Source organism: Streptomyces sp. NPDC107575, from assembly GCF_055657265.1.
In genome coordinates this window covers 508806-532596 of the sequence record NZ_JBVKBG010000005.1, presented here as the reverse complement: position 1 = coordinate 532596, position 23791 = coordinate 508806, and the positions used below count along the sequence as shown (strand labels likewise).

General features: G+C 72.2%; 17 protein-coding genes. 7 read left to right on the top strand and 10 right to left on the bottom strand.

The window, feature by feature from the left end; translation table 11 throughout:
* The first annotated feature begins 6 nt into the window (after nucleotides 1–6).
* The 4 genes from ACZ7L4_RS27140 (at nucleotide 7) to ACZ7L4_RS27125 (ending at nucleotide 3331) form a co-directional block, all read left to right on the top strand.
* On the top strand, nucleotides 7–297 hold the full coding sequence (locus tag ACZ7L4_RS27140; RefSeq protein ID WP_472106494.1) for a hypothetical protein: 291 nt from the start codon (nucleotides 7–9) through the stop codon (nucleotides 295–297).
* 94 nt (nucleotides 298–391) lie between these two features.
* Nucleotides 392–1144 carry an IclR family transcriptional regulator gene (locus tag ACZ7L4_RS27135; RefSeq protein ID WP_472106493.1) on the top strand — a complete coding sequence of 251 codons (753 nt, stop codon included), beginning with the start codon at nucleotides 392–394 and terminating at the stop codon, nucleotides 1142–1144.
* 16 nt (nucleotides 1145–1160) lie between these two features.
* Complete coding sequence (locus ACZ7L4_RS27130; protein WP_472106491.1) at nucleotides 1161–2132, top strand: cyclase family protein; 972 nt, start codon at nucleotides 1161–1163, stop codon at nucleotides 2130–2132.
* A 188-nt stretch (nucleotides 2133–2320) separates the two neighbouring features.
* Nucleotides 2321–3331 (top strand): mechanosensitive ion channel family protein, encoded by a 1011-nt coding sequence (locus tag ACZ7L4_RS27125; protein ID WP_472106489.1) that lies wholly within the window; start codon nucleotides 2321–2323, stop codon nucleotides 3329–3331.
* Between the two features lie 51 nt (nucleotides 3332–3382).
* Here ACZ7L4_RS27125 and ACZ7L4_RS27120 read toward each other — a convergent pair whose 3' ends face one another.
* Together ACZ7L4_RS27120 and ACZ7L4_RS27115 are read right to left on the bottom strand one after the other, a co-directional pair.
* Complete coding sequence (locus ACZ7L4_RS27120) at nucleotides 3383–4252, bottom strand: arylamine N-acetyltransferase family protein (RefSeq protein ID WP_472106487.1); 870 nt, start codon at nucleotides 4250–4252, stop codon at nucleotides 3383–3385.
* A 40-nt stretch (nucleotides 4253–4292) separates the two neighbouring features.
* Nucleotides 4293–5282 (bottom strand): SDR family NAD(P)-dependent oxidoreductase, encoded by a 990-nt coding sequence (locus tag ACZ7L4_RS27115; RefSeq protein ID WP_472106485.1) that lies wholly within the window; start codon nucleotides 5280–5282, stop codon nucleotides 4293–4295.
* A 153-nt stretch (nucleotides 5283–5435) separates the two neighbouring features.
* Here ACZ7L4_RS27115 and ACZ7L4_RS27110 point away from each other — a divergent pair, with 153 nt between their 5' ends.
* A complete protein-coding gene (locus ACZ7L4_RS27110; RefSeq protein WP_472106483.1) occupies nucleotides 5436–6026 on the top strand; it encodes a TetR/AcrR family transcriptional regulator in 591 nt (196 codons plus the stop codon).
* Between the two features lie 89 nt (nucleotides 6027–6115).
* On the top strand, nucleotides 6116–6727 hold the full coding sequence (locus ACZ7L4_RS27105) for a hypothetical protein (protein WP_472106481.1): 612 nt from the start codon (nucleotides 6116–6118) through the stop codon (nucleotides 6725–6727).
* 15 nt (nucleotides 6728–6742) lie between these two features.
* On the opposite strand, the gene ACZ7L4_RS27100 is transcribed toward ACZ7L4_RS27105, so the two are convergent.
* Nucleotides 6743–7198 (bottom strand): STAS domain-containing protein, encoded by a 456-nt coding sequence (locus ACZ7L4_RS27100; RefSeq protein WP_472106479.1) that lies wholly within the window; start codon nucleotides 7196–7198, stop codon nucleotides 6743–6745.
* A gap of 206 nt (nucleotides 7199–7404) precedes the next feature.
* On the opposite strand from ACZ7L4_RS27100, the gene ACZ7L4_RS27095 reads away from it, so the two are divergent.
* Nucleotides 7405–8634 carry an MFS transporter gene (locus ACZ7L4_RS27095; RefSeq protein WP_472106477.1) on the top strand — a complete coding sequence of 410 codons (1230 nt, stop codon included), beginning with the start codon at nucleotides 7405–7407 and terminating at the stop codon, nucleotides 8632–8634.
* On the opposite strand, the gene ACZ7L4_RS27090 is transcribed toward ACZ7L4_RS27095, so the two are convergent.
* The 7 genes from ACZ7L4_RS27090 to ACZ7L4_RS27060 all read right to left on the bottom strand — a co-directional run bounded on the left by ACZ7L4_RS27090 (nucleotide 8606) and on the right by ACZ7L4_RS27060 (nucleotide 23776).
* Nucleotides 8606–9913 (bottom strand): hypothetical protein, encoded by a 1308-nt coding sequence (locus tag ACZ7L4_RS27090; protein WP_472106475.1) that lies wholly within the window; start codon nucleotides 9911–9913, stop codon nucleotides 8606–8608. The genes ACZ7L4_RS27095 and ACZ7L4_RS27090 overlap by 29 nt on opposite strands.
* The gene (locus ACZ7L4_RS27085; RefSeq protein ID WP_472106473.1) at nucleotides 9910–15060 is read right to left on the bottom strand and encodes a hypothetical protein; all 5151 of its coding nucleotides are present in this window, start codon (nucleotides 15058–15060) and stop codon (nucleotides 9910–9912) included. The genes ACZ7L4_RS27090 and ACZ7L4_RS27085 overlap by 4 nt, the downstream gene beginning before the upstream one ends.
* Nucleotides 15060–17135 carry a CHAT domain-containing protein gene (locus ACZ7L4_RS27080; protein WP_472106471.1) on the bottom strand — a complete coding sequence of 692 codons (2076 nt, stop codon included), beginning with the start codon at nucleotides 17133–17135 and terminating at the stop codon, nucleotides 15060–15062. The genes ACZ7L4_RS27085 and ACZ7L4_RS27080 overlap by 1 nt, the downstream gene beginning before the upstream one ends.
* Before the next feature lie 75 nt (nucleotides 17136–17210).
* On the bottom strand, nucleotides 17211–18050 hold the full coding sequence (locus ACZ7L4_RS27075; protein ID WP_472106469.1) for a hypothetical protein: 840 nt from the start codon (nucleotides 18048–18050) through the stop codon (nucleotides 17211–17213).
* A gap of 274 nt (nucleotides 18051–18324) precedes the next feature.
* Nucleotides 18325–19605: an MFS transporter gene (locus ACZ7L4_RS27070; protein ID WP_472106467.1), complete on the bottom strand. Its 1281-nt coding sequence runs from the start codon at nucleotides 19603–19605 to the stop codon at nucleotides 18325–18327.
* 76 nt (nucleotides 19606–19681) lie between these two features.
* Complete coding sequence (gene lysX / locus ACZ7L4_RS27065; RefSeq protein WP_472106465.1) at nucleotides 19682–22966, bottom strand: bifunctional lysylphosphatidylglycerol synthetase/lysine--tRNA ligase LysX; 3285 nt, start codon at nucleotides 22964–22966, stop codon at nucleotides 19682–19684.
* Nucleotides 22967–22984: 18 nt separating this feature from the next.
* Entirely contained in the window at nucleotides 22985–23776 is a 792-nt protein-coding gene (locus ACZ7L4_RS27060) for a hypothetical protein (RefSeq protein ID WP_472106463.1), read from the bottom strand.
* Nucleotides 23777–23791 lie beyond the last annotated feature (15 nt).

Below are 23791 nucleotides of genomic sequence, written 5' to 3'. Positions count from 1 at the left end.
CCGCTCATGACCCACCCCACGGCCCAACGCATCCTTCAAACGCTCTTCCGGCTGAGCATCGTCGTCTTCCTCGTCGGCGGCGCCGTGACCGTCCTGGGCCAGGCCCTCGGCATGGTCCTGGGCGACGCCGCCTGGGTGGAAGGCGTCGCCGCCGACGCCGGACCGGCCACCTGCGTCGCGGCGAGCATCAGCGGCATGCTCTCGTTCGCCCTCTCGTACGGGAAGCAGGAGGCCGAGCAGCAGGACGGCGCGGACGCCCAGGCGCCCCGGCCGGCCGCCTCCGCCACCACGCACTGACCGGCAATCGGCTCCTGACGCACGGCGGGTACTCGCGGGCTGATAAGTCTTATCGGGACCGTGTGTGCCGACCGACGATCCAGGAGCCGCCCCCATGCCCGCCGAGTCCTCCTCCACCATGCGCTCCCTCGACCGGGCCTTCGACGTCCTGGGCGTACTGGAGGACAGCCGCCAGCCCCTGCGCCTGAGCGAGGTCGCCCGCCGGGCGGGCCTGCACGTCGCCACCGCGCAGCGGATCCTCAACGTGCTCGTCGACCGCGGCTACGCGGCCAAGGAGGACACCGGCTACACCGCGGGCCCGGCATCCCTCGCCACCGCCCACGCCTTCCTGGTCACCAACCGGCTCAGCCAGGTCGCCCTCCCCGTCCTCCAGGAACTCGCCGCCACCACCCACCTGGCGGCCAGCCTGTACGTCCGCGTCGCCTCGGCCCGCGTGCTGATCGCACGCGTCGAGGGACGCAACCCGCTGCGCTACCAACTCCCCATCGGGGAGAAGCTCCCCCTCCACCTCGGAGCCGGAAAGGCGCTGGCCGCCTGGCTTCCGGAGCCCGAACTCGACACCTTCATCAAGGAGACCACCCCGTTCACCCGGATCGCGGGGGAGCAGGTCACCGCGGACGAGCTCGCCGCCGACCTGCGCCGCGTCCGGGAGGACGGCTACGCCCTCTCGCTGAACGAACGAGCCCTGGGAGTCGCGGCCGTCAGCGCCCCGATCCGCACCCCCGACGAGGTGCTCGGCGCCCTGAGCGTCACCGGCTCCAGCACCGAACTCACCGAGGACGACCACCCACACCTCATCAGCGAGGTACGCCGGGCGGCCGGCGCCATCGCGGCCCGCTGCCCCTGACGGAAAGCCACCCACCGTGCCACTGCCCACGTACCAGGAACTCACGGAGCGCACCGACGCGCCCGCCGGCTCCAGCTGGCACCTCTTCCCGACGACACCGGAACGCGGCATGGCCAACTTCGCGGGCCCGCACCAGGTCCGCCGCGCCACCGACTGCGTCCGCCGGGGCAGCGCCTTCAACCTCGATCACGCCCTGAACGCCTTCGACCCGCCCATGGCCAAGTCCCGCGGCGTCCCGCACCACCACATCACCGCAAAGCACGAGCAGGCCCGCGACGACTCCCTCGACAACTTCCACCTCCAGGCCACCACCCAGATCGACGGCCTGCGCCACCGCCGCGCCTCCGGCCACGGCTTCTACAACGGGGTCCCCGACGCCGACATCGCGGCCGGAACCCCCTCCCTGGGCGTGCAGTTGTGGGCCGAGCACCCGCTGGCAGGGCGCGGCCTCGTGATCGATGTGGAGGGCCTGCTGCGCGACCGCGGCACACCCCTGGACCACAGCGCCGGCCCGGCCCTCCCCACCTCCCTGCTCGACGAGGCGTTGGAGGCGCAGGGGTGTGCCGTCGAACCCGGCGACCTGGTCCTCGTCCACACCGGGTGGGCCGAGTGGTTCCTGTCCGCGAGCGCCGACCGGCGCGACGCCACCCGCGCCCAGCGCCGCGCCACCGGCTTCACGCAGAGCCGCGAGTTCGCCGCGTGGTGCTGGGACCACCGCGTCGCGCTCATGGCCACCGACACCTTCGCGGTCGAGGTCCTCCCGGTCGCGGCCGACAGCGACTTCCGGGACAGCGCGCCCGAGGACGCCGGCATGATGCACCAGGAACTCATCGCCAAACTCGGCCTCCCGCTGGGCGAGTTGTGGAACCTCACCGCCCTCACCCACGACAGCCGCCAACACGGCGTCTGGGACTGCCTGTTGACGGTGAAGCCGCTGAACCTCGTGGGCGGCGTGGGGTCCCCGGCGAACGCCACCGCGCTGCGCTAGGCGCCCCGGTTCAGGCCCCGTTCGCGTGAACGCGGGGTTCACGTGGCGGCACCGGCCCACCGCATTCCACGTGGGGTCTCCACATTCGTGGCCGACGCTTTGACCTCGGCAGAGACCGCTCAATAGGTTCGGGCGCCGAGTACTTCCTCGCGTACCGCCTTGCCCTGCCACGAAACGGAGCTTCCCCCGTGTCATCCCTTGACGCGTTCACGTCCCACGCGCTCAGCAGCGAAAACCCGGTGACCAGCGCCCCCGAGTGGCTGCGGGACAACCTCGGCACGTTCGTCGGTGTGCCGCTGCGGATCCTGCTCATCGTGCTCGGCGCCGTCCTGGTGCGGGCGCTCGCCCAGCGGGCCATCACCCGGACCGTGACCCGGGTCCTGCAGGCCAACGAGCACGACAGCGAGCCGCGGCGCACCACGCGCGGTCCCGCGGTGCTGCAGCGTGATGCCTCCCGTGCGCAGGAGCGGCGCGAGCAGCGGGCCCGCACCATCGGCTCCGTGCTCAGCAGCATCGTGACCATCGTCATCTCGGTCATGGGCCTCGCCATGATCCTCGACCAGATCGGCATCGCGCTCGGCCCGCTGCTCGCCAGCGCCGGCGTCGTGGGCCTCGCAATCGGCTTCGGCGCGCAGAGCCTCGTCGCCGACTACCTGGCCGGAATGCTCATCATGATCGAGGACCAGTACGGCGTCGGCGACTCGGTCGACCTGGGCGAGGCCGTCGGCGAGGTCGAGCACGTCGGGCTCCGCCTCACCCAGGTCCGTGACCTCAACGGCGGCCTGTGGCACATCCGCAACGGCGAGATCATGCGCGTCCGCAACGACAGCCAGGAGTGGGCCCGCGCGGTGCTCGACGTGTCGGTGGCGTACGACTCCAACCTCGAGAAGGTCTTCGCCGTGCTGGAGGAGACCGGCATGTCGCTGCGCTCGGAGGAGGACTACCAGGGTGTCCTGCTCGAGGACCCCTCGGTGTGGGGTGTGCAGTCCATCGAGGCCGACGGCATCGTGGTGCGGCTCGTCGTGAAGACCGCGCCGCTCAAGCAGTGGGCGGTCACCCGCGAGCTGCGCCGCCGCACCAAGGAGGCCCTGGACGCGGCCGGCATCGAACTGCCCTTCCCGCAGCGCTCGGTGTGGGTGCGGGGCACGAAGGACACCGACGCGGAGGACACCCGCGCGGAGGTCCCGATGTCGCGCTGACCGGCATCCGGCATCGGCCCGGGCGAGCCCGCCCGGGCCGATGCCGTGGGACTACGGGGCCGGGTTCCGGGCGGCGTCGAGTTCCGTCAGCCGCGCCACCAGGAGTGCGGACTCCTCGGGATCCATGCGGATGTCGAAGACGTCGTCCAACAGCTTGGGCACCTCGTGCGGGAGCACGGTCCGGGTCACCGGCTCCTGCCCCGGCCGCTCCGTCCTCCACGCCAGCGCGTCGAGTGTGTCGTACCTGTCCGTGCGCAGCCGCTGGATGAACGGGCGGGTGACGAAGGGCGAGCGCTCGTGCGTGGACACGAAGTGGTTCCCGAGCGTGTAGTCGATGGGGTACTGCGGGTTCTCGGTGAAGACCTGCCGCACCGTCCAGCCCTCCGGCCCCTCCGGGCCGTCCCCGCGCTGGTGCACCGCCCAGCCCTCCGCGCCGTGGGTGATGACCTGCCAGCGCAGCAGGTACGGCCACGGCCCGCTCTCGCTGCTGGCGCCATCGACCAGCTCGATCGGCTCCAGGGGGCTCGCGCCGAAACCGACGTCAACCAGCCAGCGCCTGTCGTCCAGCTCCACGATCAGCATCGCGTGCGTCGGCGGGCGGGGCGTGGTGGAGTCCGCGCCGAGCTGCACCCGCGCGGAGACGGCGGTGAACCGGAAGCCGAGCGCCTCCAGCGCGGCGGCGAACAGCACGGTGTGCTCGTAGCAGTAGCCGCCCCGTCCCCGGCGCACCAGCTTGTCCTGGACCGACGGCACATCGATCCGCACCTCGCGGTACAGGAACGAGTCGTAGGTGTCCCACCGCAGAGCCAGCACATGCGCGCGCTGCAGCGCCCGCAGCGTCTCCAGGGTGGGCGCACGGTCTCCCGCGTACTCCAGGCGGGCGAGATAGGCGTCCAGGTCGAGTTGCTCGCTGCTCCACATGTGAGGGACAACCCCGGCGTGCTCGATGCCTATTCCGGGCTCACCCCTTCAGCATCCGCTCGCTCAGCTCCCACAGCCGCCGCGCGGAGTCGGGGTCGAGGGAGTGCGACATGGCATCGGACGGGACGCTGTCGGCGGTCAGGGGACGTTCCTCGTCGTCCAGCAGAGCGATGTCACTGTCCTTGAGATAGACGCCACCGATGTCCGCGAGCGCCGGGTGCGCGGCGCCGAACACGATCGTCGCCGCGCCCTGCGCCGCGGTCTTCTTCCCGAGGACGGGGTCGATGACCGGTCGGCCCCGCTCGTCGATCAGGCCCTCGGCGCGCAGTGCCTCCTCGCCCGCCGCGCTGTTCAGCGCCGTGCCGACGACGACGCCGGGATGGGCCGAGAAGGCACGGATGCCGTCGGCGGCGTGGCGGCGGTCGAGTTCGACGCCGAACAGGACGTTGGCGCACTTCGACTGCGCGTACGCGAGGCCCGGACTGTAGTCGCCCGCCTCGAAGTTGACGTCGTCCCAGCGGATGCCGGACATGCGGTGCGCGCCGGAACTGACGTTGACGACGCGGGCTCCGCGGGCGGCGCGCAGGGCGGGCAGCAGGTCGAGGGTGAGCTGGAAGTGGCCCAGGTGGTTGACGGCGAACTGCAGCTCGTAGCCGCGTTCTTCGACCTCGCGGGTGGCGGGGGCGGCCACGCCGGCGCAGTTCACGAGGATGTGCAGGGGGCGGCCCGTGGCGTTCCACCGGTCGGCGAAGGCGGTGACGGAGGCCGGGTCGGCCAGATCGAGGCGGCCGGTCGCCACCCCTTCGACGCCGGCCTCGCCGAGTGCGTCGGCCGCGCGCCGCGGGTCGCGGGCGGCGACGGTGACCGCGGCGCCCCTGGCGGCGAGCGCGCGGGTGACCTCCCGGCCGATTCCGGCGTGGCCGCCGGTGACGACGGCGTGCCTGCCGGTCAGGTCGATGCCGGCGAGGACGTCGTCCGCCGTCGCCGCGGGCGTGAATCCGGAGCCGATGGGCTGCTGCTTGGTGGTCATGGGGCAGGTCCTCTCGCGGTGCGGCGCGTGCCGACCATGGTGCGGTCGCCGCGCACTTTCCGGAACGTTGCTCCGTTTAGCTTACGGAGCGCTGTTCCGTTTTTGCAAGCACAGTAGGGTTTCCCCCTGATGAGCAGTCCTCGGGAGGAACGCGTGGAAACCACGGAAGGCCAGGTCGGGGGAGCGGGCCGCGGCAAGCGGGCGGACGCCGCGCGCAACCAGGAGAAGCTGCTCGCCGCGGCGGCGCGGGTGTTCGTGACCTCCGGCGTCGACGCGCCGGTGCGGCAGATCGCCGCCGAGGCCGGCGTCGGCATGGGCACCATCTACCGGCACTTCCCGACCCGCGCGGAACTCGTGGTCGCGGTCTTCCGCCACCAGGTCGAGGAGTGCGCGGAGGCGGGCCCGCGCCTGCTGGCCGGGGCCGGATCCCCGTTCGAGGCGCTGCGCGCGTGGGTCGACCTGTTCGTGGACTTCCTGGTCACCAAGCACGGCCTGGCCAACACGCTGGAGCCGGAGAGCAGCGGATTCGCCGCGCTGCACTCGTACTTCATCGACCGCCTGATGCCCGTCGCCGAGGAACTGCTGGACGCCGCCGTCGAGGCCGGCGAGATCCGGCCCGGCACGCGGCCCTACGAGCTGTTGCGCGGCATCGGCAACCTCTGCATCGGCCACGAGAGCGACACCGATTACGACCCGCGCCGACTGATCGACCTGCTGCTGCGAGGTCTCCAGCAGCCGCGCTGACGGGAGGGGATCCGCCCTCGCTCGCCCACAGGTGTGACCCCCGGGCGCGCCACCCGCCCCCGCTCACGGCCGAACCGAAGACTGGCCGCATGACTACGCGCCCCTTCTCCGCCCGGCTCCTGCAGCGTGCCGCCCTGGTCGCCGCCACCGCGCTGACGACCGCCCTGTCCGCCACCCTCGTCGCCGCGCCCTCGGCGTCGGCCGCTCCGTGCGCCGCCGGGGCCTGCGGCGGCGCCGCCGTCGTGGCACCGCTGTCCCAGGAGCCGGCCGCCGTCGGCGCGTGTACGAGTCCGGAACCCGTGGTCTGCGAGATCCGCCGCTCCACGCCCGACGAGCGGGTGGAACAGCGCGACATCCGCATGCGCTACCTCGACCTCATCGGTGACATGGACCGTGTCCGGTGCGCGATGCGCGCCGAGGGGCACACCCCGGAGGAGATCGCCCGCCGCCTGGTCGACATGCGCAACGACGCCAAGGACATCACCCGGGCCGGGATGTCCCCGGAGGAGGTCCGGGTCCTCGAAGCGCGCAACATGGTGAAGTACGGCAACCCGCTCGGCCCCACGGCCGACCAGCTCCACGCCAAGTACGGCTCATGGGAGAAGGTTGCCGACGCCGCCACCCGCACCAGCCGCGCCGTCGACGGAGAACTCGGCCTGGCGTACCTGCCCTGCCCCTGCGACGTGCCCGCCGCGGCCTGACCGGCCGGGGCCCGCTCAGTGGCCCCCGTCCCCGTCCGCCGCGCAGGCCGCCCGTGGCGCGGTGGCGTCCTCGCCGCCGCGCACGGGCGGCGGCCAGACGGGGCGGTGGTGCCGGGGCAGGGCCTCCAGGGCGCCGCTCACCGTGGAATGCGACGGCAGCAGCTCGTTGCTGGCGGTCTGGCTGAGCAGATCGGACAGCCGCCGCCCGGGTCCGGCCAGCAGGAGCAGGCCCTCGCGGCGCTGCAGCAGCCAGCGGGCGGCGAGCAGGCAGTTGAGGCCGCGCGAGTCGCAGAACGTGAGCGCCGTGACGTCCAACACCAGATGTCGGTGCCCCGACAGCACCCGCGTCCCGATCGCCCGGAGGAAGAACTGCTCGCAGTTCTGGTCGAGTTCCCCGCTCACGCGCAGCACCGCACAGTGCTCGCACCGCGCCAGCTCGGTCACGGACAGGCGGCCGGCCTGCGTGGACATCGTGCCTCCTGTGAGTCGTACGGATACGACATGTCTTCTTCGGTTGCCCAGGACCAACCCGTGTACGCGCAGAAGTACATCAATGAACGCAGTCTTTCCGTAGACCCGCGCCGTATGTATGACGGTGCGTCAAGTTACAGGTGTGTAACGGGGGGTGGTGGGTAGGTAGGGGCCCTGCCCGACCGACAAGGGGAGCTGGTGAAGGCGTGAGGGGCTTCGGGAAGCGCGCCGGGGAGACGCCCCGGATGGCGCCCGGTGTCGCGCTTGCCGTGGTCGCGGCGAGCACGCTGCTGTCGATGAGTGTGTGGTTCTCCGCGTCGTTCGTGCTGCCGCAGTTGAAGGAGGAGTGGGGGCTGAGCCCCGGGTCCGGAGCGCTGCTCACCGTCGCCGTGCAACTCGGGTTCGTCGTGGGCGCGGTGTCGTCCGCGATGTCGGGTCTCGCCGACCGGGTGGCGAACCGCCTGTTGATGTGTGGTGGTGCGCTGGGTGCGGCCGTGGCCAATCTCGGGGTGCTGCTCGCCGACGGACTGTGGCCGGCCGTCGTCCTGCGGCTGGCCACCGGGTTCTTTCTCGCGGCGGTGTATCCGCCCGCGCTCAAGGAGACCGCGACCTGGTTCCGCGCCGGACGGGGCAAGGCGCTGGGCGTCATGATCGGCGCACTCACCGTCGGCTCGGCGCTGCCCCACGCCGTGAACGCCGCGGGCGGCGTGGACTGGCATCTGGTCATCGCGGTGACCTCGCTGATGGGAGCGTGCGGGGGAGTCCTCGCCCTCTCCCTGCGGGCGCCCGGCCCCTACCCGTTCCCGCGCCGCAGGGTCACCGTAGGGGGCGCCCTGCGGTCGCTGCGCAATCGCGATGTCGTGCTCGCCGACCTCGGATACGTGGGACACATGTGGGAGCTGTACGCGATGTGGGGCACGGTGGCCTCGCTGCTGGCAAGCGTCCCGGTGGTCGAGGAGTCGGGCCGGACCGACGCGCTGGCCTCCACCATCGCCTTCGTGTGCATCGGGGTCGGCGCGATCGGGTGTCTCGTGGGCGGGGTGCTCGGCGACCGCTGGGGGCGGGCCCCCGCCGCCCGGATCTGCCTGGTGTGTTCCGGTGGGGCCGCGCTGCTGCTCGCCGCTGGTGTCGACGCGATGCCGTCCGGCCTGATCGTCGCGGTGTGTGTCTTCTGGGGGTTCTGGGTGGTGGCCGACTCCGCCCAGTTCTCGGCGCTGGTCACCGAACGGGCCGACCCCGACTACGTGGGCGGGGCGCTGTCGTTGCAGCTCGCGCTCGGTTACTCCACCACCGCGCTCACGTTGTGGGGTGTTCCCGTCCTGGTCGAGCACACGTCGTGGCGGGTCGCGCTGTTGGTGCTCGCGGTGGGGCCCGCCGTGGGCGTGACGGCCATGACCCGGTCGATCGTCAGAGACCGGCGGGCGGCGCCGGCCTGAGGTCCGGCCGCGACTCCGTCATTTCGTCCGGCTCCACCGCTCGTAGCGCACGCAGCAGAGAGGCACCTGCCTCACCTGCCGACGTGTCCCGCCCGCCGTTCCCCGCGGTGCCCGTGACTTCGGCACGAGGCCCCTCGGGCCGTAGCGCAAGGGCCTCGGTAACCGCCCGGGCCCCGATCCGGCGGGCCCGGTATTCCGCCGGGTCCGTCAGGAACGCCAGCGCCGCCGCGGCGAACACCTCGGGGACACGGGTGAGGCCGGACGGGACCCCCGCCAGCAGACGGTCGGCGTGCAGCCGGGCGGCCGACGCCGAAGGAAGCAGATCCGGGAGGCGGCGGCGGCCGAACTGCGGGTAGCCGTCGTCGAGGAGGGCCCGCGCCACCCTCGTCGAGGAGGGATCGCCGCCGTCCACCGGCGCGGGCCACGCCGTCGGGTGTGGCTGGCCGGTCAGCTCGACGACGGCGCAACAGATCCGGAGACGGGTGTCGGGCGGCGGATGTGTCGTCAACTCCTGTGCATCCGCGGCCGGTTCGGCCTCCAGGGTGCCCAGGACGTCGGCGAGCACCGCGGGATACGCCACCCCGCAGGCCAGGCTCGCGCACACGTCCGCGAACACCTCGCCGAACCACGCCCGCGGCAGCGAGGTGCCCGAGAGCCGCGCGGCGATCGTGTCCGTCAGGCCGAAGTCGTCCTCGATGTGATGGCCCACCTCGTGCGCGACGGTGAGCACGGCGGGCACGTGCGAGCCGTAGTACCAGGGCACGTCGATCACCGGGAACGGCAGGCTGCGCACCAGCTGGACGCCCGCCCGCGTGTGCATGCCGCCACGCGGCAGCAGCTCGCGGTACTGCCCGCCGCGCCGGTGCGCACGTGGCGCCGACTCCCGGCTGAACGACACGAGCGGCGGCTCCTTGGACCGGGTGTGCCCCGCCGCGAGCGCAGCCTTCAGCGGGCCCGCGTAGCACGCCCAGGCGAGTTCGTCCGCGGCGTCGAGGAAGCCGCGGTACTCCGCCAGCCTGCGCAGCGCGAACTTCGAGCGGAAGTAGTCCCAGACGTGGTGCAGATCGAGGATCAGTACGTGCAGGACCGCCGCCCCGGAACCGGCGGCGAGCTCGGCGCGCGCCGTCGCGACGCCCTCGCTCAACATCGCCTCCACCGAACGGAGTTGGGTGCTGTGCTTCTCCAGTGGGGCCTTCGTGCCGACCGTCAGCCCGCGCCACGCGGCCAGTTCGTCCTTGAGGCCGTCGAGCAGTGACTCCAGCTCCGCCGACGGTGTCACGACTGACCCATCGGGCAGCGCAGCAGCGCGGAGGACGCCGCGTACAGGGCCGTCGCCCTGAGCGCGTCCTCGTCGGTGTCGAACGTGGTGCCTCGGTCCTCCCCTCCGTCACCGGCCCCCGCGCGCATGCTGCGTACCGCGTGCGCCACAGCGGCCTCCTCGGACAGCGCCCGGTAGAAGGCGAGCATGTGCTCGAGGCCGCTCTCGGGGAACAGGCCCGTGCACACGATCGCGGGGCAGTCCCCGAGCCGGAACAGCTGCGCCGCGAAGAGATTGCGCAGCGCCAACTGGACGTGGAGGTCCACCTCGGAACCGGGGCACGGCGGATCGAGCACCACCAGCGGCGTGCTCCCGGGCGCGAACCCGGCCAGCCAGCGCGACAGTTGACTCGGGAACAGGTCCGAGCCACGCGCCTTGCTCTCCAGTCGGCGGGTGTGACCGGGCGGCGAGAAGTCCAGGTACGGCATGCCGTCGCGCTGGCGCAGCGGGGCGGCGATGTGCAGGACGTCGGTGCCGTCCGGGGGCGCGGTCACACGGGCGGTCAGTTCGGTCACCGAGTCCACCACGACCAGCTTGATCGGGAACCGGCGCTGCTGCGGGTGGAGGCGGCGCTGCCAGTACGACAGAGGCACCACCCGCTCCTCCTGCTTCGTGCTGAACACCAGGACCCTGCGCGGCCCCGGCTCGCGGGTCTCGTCCCGCTGCAGCGCGCGCCTGGTCTCTGGGCCGACGAGCGGCCGCCCCGGAGTCGGGTCCCCGGGCTGGACGCGCCGCAGGGCCTTGCGGGTCTCGGGACCCACGAGGCCGTCGACGTCGAGGCTCAGGCCGAGCCGCCGGTTCAGCCGGAGCTGCAGCCAGCGCACGTCGATGCGGCGGGCCGCGGAGGGCAGCGTGCGGTACATCACGGGCTGTTCGTCGTCGCCCGCCGCGGCCAGCGCGTGCTGCAGCGTCATCTCCCACGGCAGCGCGTGCGCCGTGGGGTCCTCCGACTCGAGCCGGGCGAACCGCAGCCGGCGCAGCGTGGACTTGCTCAGAGCGGCCCGCAGGAGCCACTCGTCGGAGTGCCAGGCCGCCAGCTTCGCCGGGTGGGGCGAGGCCTCGTCGTCCACGGGGTCGATGTCCGGGCGCCGGCGCAGCGCCAGCGTCCGCTCGCCCGGCCAGTCCTGGAAGAGGCGCAGATCGTCCTGCCGGTCCGTGTCGCGCATCACCGGCCAGCTCAGACTGAGCAACAGGTCCTGGATCCGCTCGGGCACTCCGTCGACCTGGACGCGTCGCGCGCAGTCGGTCAGCGTCTGCGGGAGGCTGTGCTGGACGATGCCGGTGTGCGAGGCCAGCGCGACGGCGCGGTGGAAGGCCTGAACGGCCGCGGTGCGATCCGGCTCGATCCCGGCGAGCAGGACCAGCGCGGCGAGTGCGAGCCGGGCGTGCGGAACGCGCGGCGTGCCGCTCGGCACGGTGCGCGGCTGCTCCCACGGCACCCGGCGCAGCAGCTCGACGGCCGGCTCTCGCTGGCCGAGCCGCGCGGCGATGCGCCCGCACCGCCAGACGATCAGCCGGTTCTCGCCGGCCTCCTCGACGAGGCTCGCCACCGCCCGTTCCAGGCGGGCCGGATCGGCGCCGCCGACCTGGGCGATCAGCAGCCTGGCCAGCGCCTGATCGGGGTTGTCGCCGTCGTCCGTCATCTCGTAGAAGGGGCGCAGCAGCGGCCAGGGCACCCGGTTCTCGAGCGCCGGGTTGTCGACCAGATCGCGCAGGGTCGCCAGGCGCGCCTGAGCGGGCCGCACCTCGCCCAGTGCCCGCTCCAACTGCCGCAGCTGCTCCCCGGGATCCTGGTCCTCGGTCAGCGCCGCGATACGGCACAGCACCTGCAAGGGGCGGACCAGCGCGGGCAGTTCGCCGTACGGCATCGGCAGACCCTCGACGGACGTCACGCCCTGGGTGCGCTTGGCCCATTCGCGGGCGAGCAGGTGCAGGCGCAGGGCGAACTCCGGTTCCTGGCCCGGGGATTCCTTGGGTTCCAGGAGGCGGTGGGCGGAGGTGAAGTCCATGCTGTCGCGCAGCAGGAAACGGGCGAACAGATAGTGGCACTCGGGCTCGCCCGTCAGATAGCCGAGTTCGGACCACAGGCCCGCCGCGCTCGTGAACCAGTCGTTGGCGTCCGAGAGCTCCTGCAGCTCGCCGAAGGCCACGCCGCGCAGCTGGGCGTTCTGCGCGAGGTGCCGGTAGCGCTCGGCGCCCTGCAACTGCCCCGCGGCGACGTCGGCGCGGTGGATCGCGGAGAGCGCCGGCTCCTCCCGGCCCAGCAGCAACTGCGCCTTGGCCTGCAGCCGCGCCTTGTCCGCCTGCTCCGAGGGCGTCGTCACGCGTGCCGTGTCGAGCACGGTCAGGGCCTGCTGCGGGCGCCGGCAGCGCAGCAGCAGACCGGCCCGCTGGGCGACGGCCTGGAACGTGGGCTGCCCCGCCTTCTCCAGCAGCTCGGCGGCCTGCGCATACAGCTCGATGGCGCGGCCCACATCGCCCATGAGCCGGCGCTGCGCCGCCTCCGCGGATGCGGCGGTCGCCGCGACGACCCGCTGGCCCATCTCCCGTGCGAAGACGAGGACTTGGTGGTACGCCGCCGCCGTGTCCGGGGAGCGCAGCAGGCGCAGCTGTGCGGCGCGGATGCTCAGCGCCCACAGCCGCTCGAGAGTGGGGAGCTCCCCGCGCGTCAGCACATGCTCGTCGAGCAGCTGCACCGCGTCCCCGGCGTTCCCGCCGAGGCCCAGCATCGCGGCCCGTACGACGTCCTCGCGCACCGAGTGCGGCCGGTCCCGCGGGCTGACGCCGCCCTGCGCGAACAGCTCCTCGGAGCGGGTCAGATGCAGCTCGATGTCCGCCCACACGTGGTCGTGCGCCTCCGAGGGCGTGCCCTCGGCCATGGCCTCGCGGAACTGGGCGTAGGCGATGTTCAGATGGGCCTCGGCCATCAGTGAGAACGTGATGACGGTGCCGCCGCGCACTTGGCGCGGGACGTCGCGCTCCACGTACTCGTCCCCGAGGATCTCCTCGGCGAGGCCGCGCAGTTGGTCGGTGTTCCCGCCCGCCCAGGCGCGCTCCATCGCCTCGCGCCAGCGCCGGGGCGCCCGCGGGTCCCGCATCTGGAAGCGGTGGTAGAGGGATTCGCGCAGATACCAGGCCCAGTTCTCCGGATCGGCCTCTCCGGCTTCGGCGGCGCGCTGCTCGAAGCGGCGCGCGAAGTCCCGGTGCAGCTCGGTGAAGACGTTCTTGTCGGAGATCAGGTCGCGCATCGGCCCGAGGACCACGCTGTGGAAGACCACCGACTCCTCGTCGCCCGCGACCTCGCTGATCCAGGAGGAGCCGCCCGCGTACTGGAGCAGCTTGCCCCAGGCGTCGTCGAGGCGCTCGCGGTCCGGCGGCGGCACCGGCGGGAAGACCGTGCCCTCGCCGTGCAGTTGGTGCGCGTCGGTCAGCGGGTCGTCCGCCGCCTGCGTGGGCCCGGCGGTCATCCGCTTCTCCAGATGGGGCCGCAGGATGTCGTGGACGTGCTCGCGGCGCAGCCGCCGGGGGATCACCCCGTAGCGCACCAGCCACAGCACGACGGGGTCCTCGATGCGCCGCAGCACCCGCTTGACGAGGTAGCGGATCAGCGGGTCCCGCAGGCTCCCCAGCTCCTCCGCGGTGACATCGGGATTCTGGTCCGTGACATCCGCGAAGAGCGCGAGATGGAAGGGCATGCCGGAGCTGCGGCGCACGATGATGTCGCGCAGCTCCGGATGCCGTACGTCGCGTACGTCGCGCAGATAGCGGTCCGCCTCGTCGGGGGTGAACTGCACCACCTGGACGTTCTCGTAGTCACCGAGCGAGGCGAGCGCCCGGCCGTGCCGGATGCTCAGATCGGGGCGGCCGGAGAGGATCAGGCGGAGCGCCGGGCAGGCGCGCACGGTCTCGCCGAGCAGGCGCAGCAGGCCGTCCGTGTGCGAGGCGCTGCGCAGCACGACCTCCTCCAGGGTGTCCACCACGAGGAGCACGGGCCGCTCCGTGCCGAAGCCCTTGTTGAACCGGGAGGTGAACGCCTCGACGACCTCGCGCTCGATGCGGCCCTCGTCCTGCGACCGGATGCCGCGGGCCGCCTCCGCGGCCGAGCGCGAGGTGGGACGGCGCAGCAGGGAGCGGTACGCGGCGTACTTGTCGAGCCCCGTGAACACCCGCTGCGGCAAACGCTGTTCGAGCTGCTCGGCCGCCTCCAGGAGCAGCAGCCAGGGCCAGTGCGCCGCGTTCAGCGGATCGATGACGTCGAAGTCGATCCGGGCGCAGTTGATGTCCGCCTCCGCGGTGACCGCCTTGCGGGACACCAGCCAGCGCAGCTGCATGGTCTTTCCGGTGCCGCCCGTGCCGTGCATCTGCCACACCCGCGGGCCCTGCGCCGACAGCAGCCGCCTGGCCCGCTCCCACAGCCCGTCCGGCTCCAGGAACTGCGCGCAGCGGGCGTAGTCGGCGGCCCAGTACGTGCGCGCCCGCAGATACCCGGCCCGGTCCTCGGCCAGCCGCAGCAGCGGGCGCGGTGCGATCGCCGCCCGGTCCGGTTCCGTGAGTACGTCGACGAGGTCCTGGCAGCGCGTGAAGTCACGCGCGGTGTCACTGGCGAGGAACAGGTCGTCGAAGAGCGCGGCGGCGTCCTCCGGGTCGGCGAGCATCAGGTGGCGCAGCTGCTCGGCCGGGCGGTTCCGGGAGGCCCAGTGCTCGCTCAACTGCCGTTCGAGTTCGACCAGTCGCTTCGGGTACGGAGGGGGGCTGCCCTCCTCGAGCCAGGGGAGCAGATACGCGGAGCGGTACGTGTCCGGGACCTGGTAGCAGGGGCGCTGACGCCGGACGGCGGTCCTTGCCCTGGCGTCGCGACCCAGCAGGTCCTCGACGGCACCGCCGCGCAGCAGGTCGGTGAGGCTGGGGGCTGTTCCGCCCACGAAGGGCCGGATGACCGAGTCGTATGCCTCCTCGTCGAAGAGCCGCGCGAGAGCCGCGGCCCTGAGGGTGTCCGTCCAGTCGTCGGGCAGCAGAGTGCGCTGGATGTCGGCCAGGGACTCACCCCGGCCGAGGCGGTCGACGAGTTCGGAGAGGGCAGCATCGAGCCGCGCGTCAGGATCGGACATCATCCCGCCTCCTCCATGCCGTCGACGGTGGCCTTCTTGAGCCACATGCCAAGGGCCTCCTGGTACACCCCGATGGGAAACGACTGCGAGTTTCCCTCCGGCCCGTTGATGCTTTCCAGCAGCGCCTCGAAGTCCTGGAAGTCCCGGCGTCGCAAGACCGCGTTCCCGTGCCGCTGACGTTCCCAGAACTCCCTGGCCAGCCGCTTGTAATGGGGTTGCTGGAAGTCCGTCAGGACCACGGGGGAGCCCTGCATGAACTTGTGCAGATGCCGGAACCCCGGCCAGCTCTGGGGTGCCACGGCCAGAATGCGCAGCGGGAAATCGCCCTGGTAGGCCTGCACGGGGCCGAGGAGCAACGGCAGGAGGGCGTCCCGGAATTCGGGCTCGCTGATCCGCTGGGCGTTGTCGATGGCCAGCAGGTGGGGGCGGCGGCGAGCAATGGTCCGGTTGCGCAGGGTGTTCAGGAAGGCCTGGAAGATCTCGGCCCTACGGGTCTCGGCGTGTCGATCGGCGTCCACCTCGAAGGGACCGCCGAGGTCGAACGCGGGTGACGGGCCCCGCTCTGCCCACCGCCGGCCGCCCTGCGCGGCGAGGTTGAGCACCTGGTTGAACCTGGCGAACTCCGTGGCCTGCATGGCGTTGGGCTGCCGCCCGGAGTCCGTGCACGCCTCGCGCAGCGCCCGCAGCACGGCCAGCCAGTCCAGGGTCACCGGCTCGTCCCCGTCGCCCTGTGCCGCGTAGTCGGCGAGGTCCGCGTACGTGACGTCCTCGCCGCGCAGCATGCAGGTGAGCAGACACCACTTGGCGAGCCACGTCTTGCCGGACCTGCGGCGTGCGGAGGTGATGGCGAGGACACGGTCCGGTGGGGCCGGGTCCTCGGCCGGCTCCCACCAGCCGGTACGGCGCTCCTTGGCCCGCCCCACGAACATCGCGAGCTCGGCGAACGGCCAACTCTGGTTCAACCGGGTCAGTTCGGGCTCCGGGCGCCCGAACTCCACCCGCACCACGTCGCGGGGGTCCTCCACGCCGCACTGGAGGACCGGCAGCGCCCACGAAGGTCCGTCCGAGTCGTCTATGTGGAGATGATTCCGGGCCGCGGCCACGGCCGCGTCGATCGACTGGGCCTCGGCCAGGTCCTGGTACAGCGAATGAGAGAACTCGGCGGCGGCGGGCGATTCGATGTCGGCCTGCATGGCGACCACCGCCAAGGAGCCCTGTTCGAGACACGTCTCGATCAGATCCGCGAAGTCGGCCGCCGGAGCGTGCGCCTGCCGACAGGCGTTGAGCACCACGAGCCGCGGCTTCCAGGACACGTAGAGGTGTTCCATCTGTTCAGGACCGAGCGTCCAGGTCTCCTCGGGTACCTCCCGGTGCGGGCCCTGGGGCAGGATCACGGGCTGTGCCACATTGAAGTGAATGCCTCCCCTGTCCCCGGCGACCGCGCGCATGCCGTGCCCGATGAAGTGCAGTACGTGCGGCTGTACATGGGTGACTTCGGTGATCAGTTCACGCAGGCTCGGGCCGTCGATCACCTCGGTGTGCACCCGGCCGGGCAGATGTGTGAGGGCCGCGCCGATCATCGCCAGCTCACGGTCGGCGAGGAGACGGCGGTCGCTCGGATTGCACACCACCAGCAGAACGCGCAGGGGCCCCTTCTCGTGCGGGTTCTCCACGGCGGCGCCGACGCGCCGCCCGCGACGGAGCAGCACACGGCTGTTGCGCCACCACGCCTGCCGCCTGTCGCGCATCAACTCCCAGGGCAGGTGGGCGAGCGTCGGGCACTCGATGTCCACCCTGACCCGCAGGGGGTCTTTGTCGGAAGCCTCGTCCCGCAGCTCCTGCCAAATACCGGCGGGCGACGCGTCGAACACCGCCCGGCACAGCCGGAGACCGATGTCGGCCCGCTGCTGGGACGTCGCCCCGACTTCCAGCGCCTCGGTGAATTCCGAGGCCCTGTCGCCGGCCGGATCCTTCGCAATCTCCACCAGCTCGTCGCCCAGTGCCCATGTGAACTCACCGGTACTCGTGTCCAGTCGGACCCGGTCCTCAGTGATGCAGAGAACTACGTCGGTCATGTCGGCCCCCGTAAGGTCGTGCTGTGCCGTGCTGTGCTGTCACGCGCCGCGCCCGACGCGCCACGTGCTCCGCGCTCAGGCCGGTCCCCCCGTCTCGACCGGACGAGTGGGCTCCCTGCGCCCTGTCTGCTCCACGTGTTCGACGACCGCCCCGGCCTCGTCGTGGGCCTCGTCCAGCAGGACCGGGGGCACGGGCCCCGCGGCGAGACCACGGCCGGGCTGCGGCGTTCCGTACTCCTCCCGGACGCGCTTCAGCCACGTCCTGCGGATCCGGAGGACCCGATAGCAGGGGGTGAGGTTCGTCCCGGTCCAGTTCAGGCCCAGGCGGCTCGACGCGCTGAAGGCGGCCCGGCCGGCGAGGTCGACCAGTTGCAACGGTCCCGGGCCGACCGCTCCTTCGAGCCGCAGTTCGGCGCTGGCGCCCTTCTGGTCGGCGATGAGGACCGTGCCGGCGCGGGCGGCGACCACGTCGGAGACGACGAGCAGATCCGGGTCCCAGTCACCCCGCCACAGCCGCCGCACCAGGGAACCGGCCAGCGCCGCGAGGTCCGCGAGGCCCGACTGTTCGAGTCCGGTGTAGACGATCAGGGCGCTGTGCTCGTCCCGGAACTCCACCAGCGCACCGGCCTCGGCCGCCGCCACCGAAGAGAACCCCTGCGCCGCGACGCCCGCGGCCTTGAAACGTACGGCGACCGTGCCTCCGGCGTCGTACGTGATGTCACCCGGCGCGCCCGCGGGGCCCCGCTTCGCCTCGATGCCGCGCTCCGCGAGGCTGCCCGCCGGGACCGAGCCGCGGCGGTGCCACTTGCGTACGTCGCCGACCGCGACGCGCTCCGTCAACGGCCAGGCCAGCCACCAGCCGCGGTAGACGTCCCCGAGCGCCTTCCGGTACGCATCGTATGAACCCTTGGCCATGGCCGCTCCCCCTTGCCCCCGTGAGAACGCGGCAGCTTTTTTGGAGGCTAGCAGCGGTTCCGCTCCCGGGCGCCGGGCCGAACGGCCCCTGCTTTCGGGGCGGTCCGGGACCCGCGGAAGGCCCTCGGCCCGCACCGAACAGGGGCTCGCATCACCGGTGCGCCGCGGCCTCTGGAGACCCGGGAGCTGCGGCTCGTACGCAGTCGGCGGTAGGCGGGCGGGACGCGGAGCGTAGCGGGATGCCGACCGGGCGGGCGCCCGCGCCCCGCGCCGCCTAGCAGTCCGAGAGGGTGCCGCGCTGCTTGTCGTTGTGGGTGGGCTCCGTGGAGCCGTCCGCCCGGGGAGGTGACGGGGGAGTGGCGGGGCCGCCGCCGGTGCGCAGGGTCACCACCGCCGCGATCGCCGTCGCCACCGCCATCAGCAGGAAGCCGACGGAGAAGGTGGACACTTGGGCGGCGAGGCCCAGCAGGAGTGAGCCGAGGCCGGTGCCCGCGTCGAAGCCGATGTTCCAGGCGACGGATGTGGTGTGCCGGTTCTCCACGCCCGCGCGGTTCAGCGCCTGGACGAGGGTGACGCTCTGCAGCCCTCCGTACGCCGCGCCCAGCAGCAGGAGCCCGGCCAGCAGGGCCGGAAGGACGGCAGGACCGGAACGGACGGCCCAGGCGACGAGGCCGAGCCCCGCGCACGCCGCGAGCAGCAGGCCGAAGTTGAGCGGCCGGGCGCTGAACCGGTCCGCGAGCACGCCGCAGCTCCAGCGGGTCACCGCCGCGGTCGCCGTGAACGTGACCAGCGCCCCGGCGGCCGCTCCCGGCGAGCCGGCGAACTGCGGGGTGAAGGTGAGGATCGCGCCGCCGGCCACGGTCACGAGCAGCAGCAGGACCACCGGCATCAGGATGCGCCGCAGCGTGGCCACCGTCGCCGCCCGGGAGGCGGAAGGACCGGGGTCGGCGTCCGGGTCGGGCGAGGGTGTGTCGGTGTCGGCGTCGAGCGCGCGTCCCAGGCCAGGGGTGAACGGCAGGGCGAGCACCGGCAGGATGCCGCACACGAGGATCGCGGGCAGGGCGAACGCCGCGACCAGGGCCGGCGCCGCCGGGGTCAGCACCATCTGGGGCAGCGCGATCGACAGGCCGTAGACACCGATGGCCGCGCCCTGCCGACCCGCCGGGGCCAGGGCCGCCACGGCGGTGGCCCCGCACACGGTCATGATGCCGAAGCCCGCGCCGCGCAGCGCCGTGGTGGCCAGAATCGGCCACAGGTTGTCGCTGAGCGCCTGCAGCGGGGCGGGCAGGCCGAGCAGCAGGGCGCCGAGCGCGAACGTACGCGCCCAGCCCAGCTTGCGGAGCGTGGCCTTGACGCACAGCTGGGACGCGACCGTCATGGTCATCAGGACCGCGGTGACGAGCCCGGCACCGAACTCGTCGGCCCCTCCGTCCAGCGCCCACTGCGGGGACACCGGCAACAGCAGCGCGAACCCCGAGAAGCAGAAGAGCACCACCGCCATCAGGTGCGGAACACCGGGCGACCGTATGACGGACGGTCTCGTTCCTTCAGTCATGCAACTCAGTCCTCTTTTCCATCGCCTTCGCGGGACAAGAGACGAGCCTAGGGGCTGTCGTTCGCGTCGGGCGCGGTCAGTGCCTGCGGACCAGTGGGAAGGGCAGGGTCTCGCGGATGGTGCGTCCGGTGAGGAACATGACGAGCCGGTCGACGCCGATGCCGAGTCCGCCGGTGGGCGGCATCGCGTACTCGAGGGCGTCGAGGAAGTCCTCGTCCAGCTCCATGGCCTCGGGGTCGCCCCCGGCGGCCAGCAGCGACTGGGCGGTGAGGCGACGGCGCTGTTCGACGGGGTCGGTCAACTCGCTGTAGGCGGTGCCGAGTTCGGTGCCGAAGGCGACGAGGTCCCAGCGTTCGGCGAGTCTGGGGTCGCCCCGGTGCTGGCGGGTCAGCGGCGAGACGTCGGTGGGGAAGTCCTTGTAGAAGGTGGGCAGCTGCGTCTTCTTCTCGACGAGCCGCTCGTACATCTCCAGGACGACGTCCCCGCGGGCCTCGTCGGGTGCGCACGGCACCTGGGCCCGCTCGCAGAGCCGCAGCAGCCGCGGCAGCTCGGTGTCCGCGTCGACGCTCTCGCCGAGTGCCTCGGAGATCGCCCCGTACACCGTCTTCACCGGCCAGGGTCCCGAGATGTCGTGCTCGACGCCGTCCTTGCGGGCGACGGGCGAACCGAAGGCGGCGACGGCGGCGTCCTGGATCAGCTCGCGGGTGAGATCGAGCATCACGTCGTAGTCCGCGTGCGCCTGGTAGGCCTCCAGCATCGTGAACTCGGGGTTGTGCTTGAAGGAGACACCCTCGTTGCGGAAGGTGCGGCCCATCTCGAAGACCTTCTCCAGGCCGCCGACGCAGAGCCGCTTCAGATACAGCTCGGGCGCGATGCGCAGATACAGGTCGAGGTCGTAGGCGTTGATGTGGGTGGTGAACGGGCGGGCGTTGGCGCCGCCGTGGATCTGCTGCAGCATCGGCGTCTCGACCTCCAGATAGCCGCGCTCCAGCAGGCCCTGGCGCAGCGCCTGCACCGCGACGGAGCGGGCGCGCACCACGTCGCGGGTGTCGGGGCTCGTCACGAGGTCGAGGTAGCGGCGCCGGACCTTGGCCTCGGGGTCGGACAGGCCGTGCCATTTGTCGGGCAGCGGGCGCAGGCACTTCCCGGTGAGCGTCCAGTCGGTGACGAAGACGGTGACCTCGCCGCTGTCGCTCGCGCCGACTGGGCCGGTGACCGAGACGTGGTCGCCGATGTCGGTGTCGGCCGTGAAGGTGTCGATGAGGTCCTGTCCCGCACGGTCCCGGCTGAGGGCGAGCTGCCGGTCGCCCGACCAGTCGCGGAGCACGGCGAAGACGATGCCGCCGAAGTCGCGTACGAACATCAGCCGGCCCGCGACGGCGACCTGTTGGCCGGCGAGGTCGGCGGTGACCTCGTCCAGTGTGTGGGTGTGGGCGGGGCCGGCCACGGGGTAGGGGTCGACGCCCTTCGCGAGCAGCCGGTCGAGCTTGCGGTGGCGCATCCGCACCTGCTCCGGCTGCCGGGAGGCCGCGCGCTCCTCGGGCCTGTCCTGGCCCGGCTCCAGTGCCTCGATGGGCGGCAGGTGTGCGGTGGTCGCCGGGGCGGTGACCGCGGAGGTGGTGTGGCCCTTGCCCCACAGGCGGCGCAGCGAGGGGACGGAGACGAAGCCCTCGGCGATACCGGAGGCGAGGCTGATCCGGGCGAGGGAGGCGGCATCCGCGTAACAGATGAAACGGGGATACCACTGAGGGCGGTACTTGGCGTTGGCGCGGTACAGGCTCTCCAACTGCCACCAGCGGGAGGAGAACAGGAGCAGTCTGCGCCACAGCCGCAGCACCGGGCCCGCGCCGATCCGCGCGCCCTCCTCGAACGCGGAGCGGAACACGGCGAAGTTCAGCGAGACCCGGCGGATGCCGAACCGGGAGGCGGCCTCGCAGAGCTCGGCGACCATGAACTTGGTGACACCATTGGGCGCGCTGCGGTCACGGCGCATCAGGTCCAGGGACACACCGTCCTTGCCCCAGGGCACGAAGGACAGCAGCGCCAGCAGCCGGCCGTCCTCCCCGAGCGCCTCGACCAGCAGACAGTCACCGTCGAGCGGGTCGCCGAGGCGGTCGAGGGCCATGGAGAACCCGCGCTCGGTCTCGGTGTCGCGCCAGGCGTCCGCCTTGTCGACGACGTCCCGCATCTCCGCGTCGGTCAGGGTGGAGTGGCGGCGGATACGGCAGGTGGCACCGCTGCGCCGCACCCGGCCGACGGCCTGCCGGGTGACGCGCATGTCGCGGTGGCCGAGGTCGAAGTCGGCGGTGTGGACGATGGCCTCGTCGCCCAGTTGCAGAGCGCCGAGGCCGGCCCGGGCGAAGGCGGTCGCCCCGTCCTCGGAGGCGCCCATCGCGGCGGGGGACCAGCCGAACCCGCGGGCCACGTCGAGCCATGCGGCGATCGCGTGCGGCCAGGCCTCCCGGTCGCCGACGGGGTCACCGCTGGCGAGACACACACCTGCCTCGACGCGGTAGGTGACGGCGGCCTTGCCACTGGGCGAGAACACCACCGCCTTGTCGCGGCGCGTGGCGAAGTAGCCCAGGGAGTCGTGCGCGCCATAGGCGGCGAGCAGGAGACGCAGGCGGGGTTCCTCGTCGCCGTGCAGGGCCGCCTCCATGCGCTGCGAGCGGAACAGGACCGCGCAGGCGTTGAGGAGGACCAGGGCGCCGAAGAGCCCGAGGAAGAAGGTCAGCGGGCGGGGCGGGGAGCCGTCGTAGTGGCTCGCCGACACCAGGCCACCACAGACCTTGTCCGCCGCCCAGATCAGCCGTTGACCGGCCCGGAGGCTGCCGGGGAAGAGCGCGACGAGCCCCCAGCCCACGAGGACGGCCACGACGAGCCCGAGCAGCAGCGCCGACAGCGCCCGGCGCAGCGAGCCGTGCCGGGTCCGCGCGCGGAACTCGCGGCGTGCGAGCAGCAGAACGACCAGGACGACCGCGCACACGATCAGGGACGGAAGCGACTCGGCGAACAGTCCGAAGCAGACACCCACCGCGTCCGCCACGATCAGCAGGCCGAGATAGACCACGACCAGCCACCAGGCGACCTTCTTGCGGGCCGCGGCCGCCCCGGCGAGCAGCAGCAGGAAGGCCGCGTAGGCCAGGTTGGCGCTGACGGGGACGGTGAGTGTGTCCAGGAAGCGTGTCACCGGGTGCAGCAGCCGGCGCAGCGGCGCGACGACCGCGATCAGCGCGCAGTAGGCAGCCACCGCGGCGAAGGCGGCCGAAACGGCCTTCGGTACCTTCCGCGTCCACGGTCGGGGACCGTCACTCTCCGGCAGCGCCGTGGTGGGGGACTCGGTCGAAACGCTGGTGGCCATGTGGGGATGCCCCTTCCGTTACCTCGAATCCCGGTCCGCCTCGCCCGGAGGCTCCTCGGGCGCCAGGTTGTGCTTGCCCGCGAGCAGTTCCTGCACCGCGATCTTCTTTTGGTTGATGGGCGTCCACCAGCGGGCCTCCCGCCGACGGGAGGCAACGGCCTTTCGGGAACCGGGCGCATAGCGTGCCCGGCCCCACGGCGAATTCGGCCGGGCCAGACGGATGGCGCCCACCACGAGGAACACATTGATGAACACGCCGATCAGGCCGGTCCACAACTTGCCCTTGAGCAGCGTGATCACGGCGAGGGATGCCTGCAGCAACCAGAAGACGACGGAGACGGCCAGGGACGCGGAGTCGCCGAGATCGGTCTTCGCGTCGATCAGCGGCACCGGGCGGAACCCCATGAGCATCAGGCTGATGGCCGCCACGGCGACGAAGATGGCCTCGACGGAGGCGCGTCCCTCGCGCTGCCAGTAGACATCCCGCAGATGCAGGATGAGCGCGAACTCGTCGAGCACCAGAGCCGCCCCGATGCCGAAGAAGGCGGCCAGGCACGACTGCACCACCAGGGTGGGGCCGCGCACGGCGACCAGGCCCACGCCGCCGAGCAGCATGAACACCACACCGAAGACGACGTGGTGGATGTGCAGGCCGCCCGGTGTCACATTGCCGGGCCACCACCGGACCTGGGCCCGGATCATGCGCACACTGAACCGGATGAACCCGAACGTGACGATGAACGCCGCCAGCAGACAGAACAGCGGGAGCTGCCCCTGGTCGACGATCTCACGCGTGAACCACGACCCCACAGCCCCTCCTTTCGG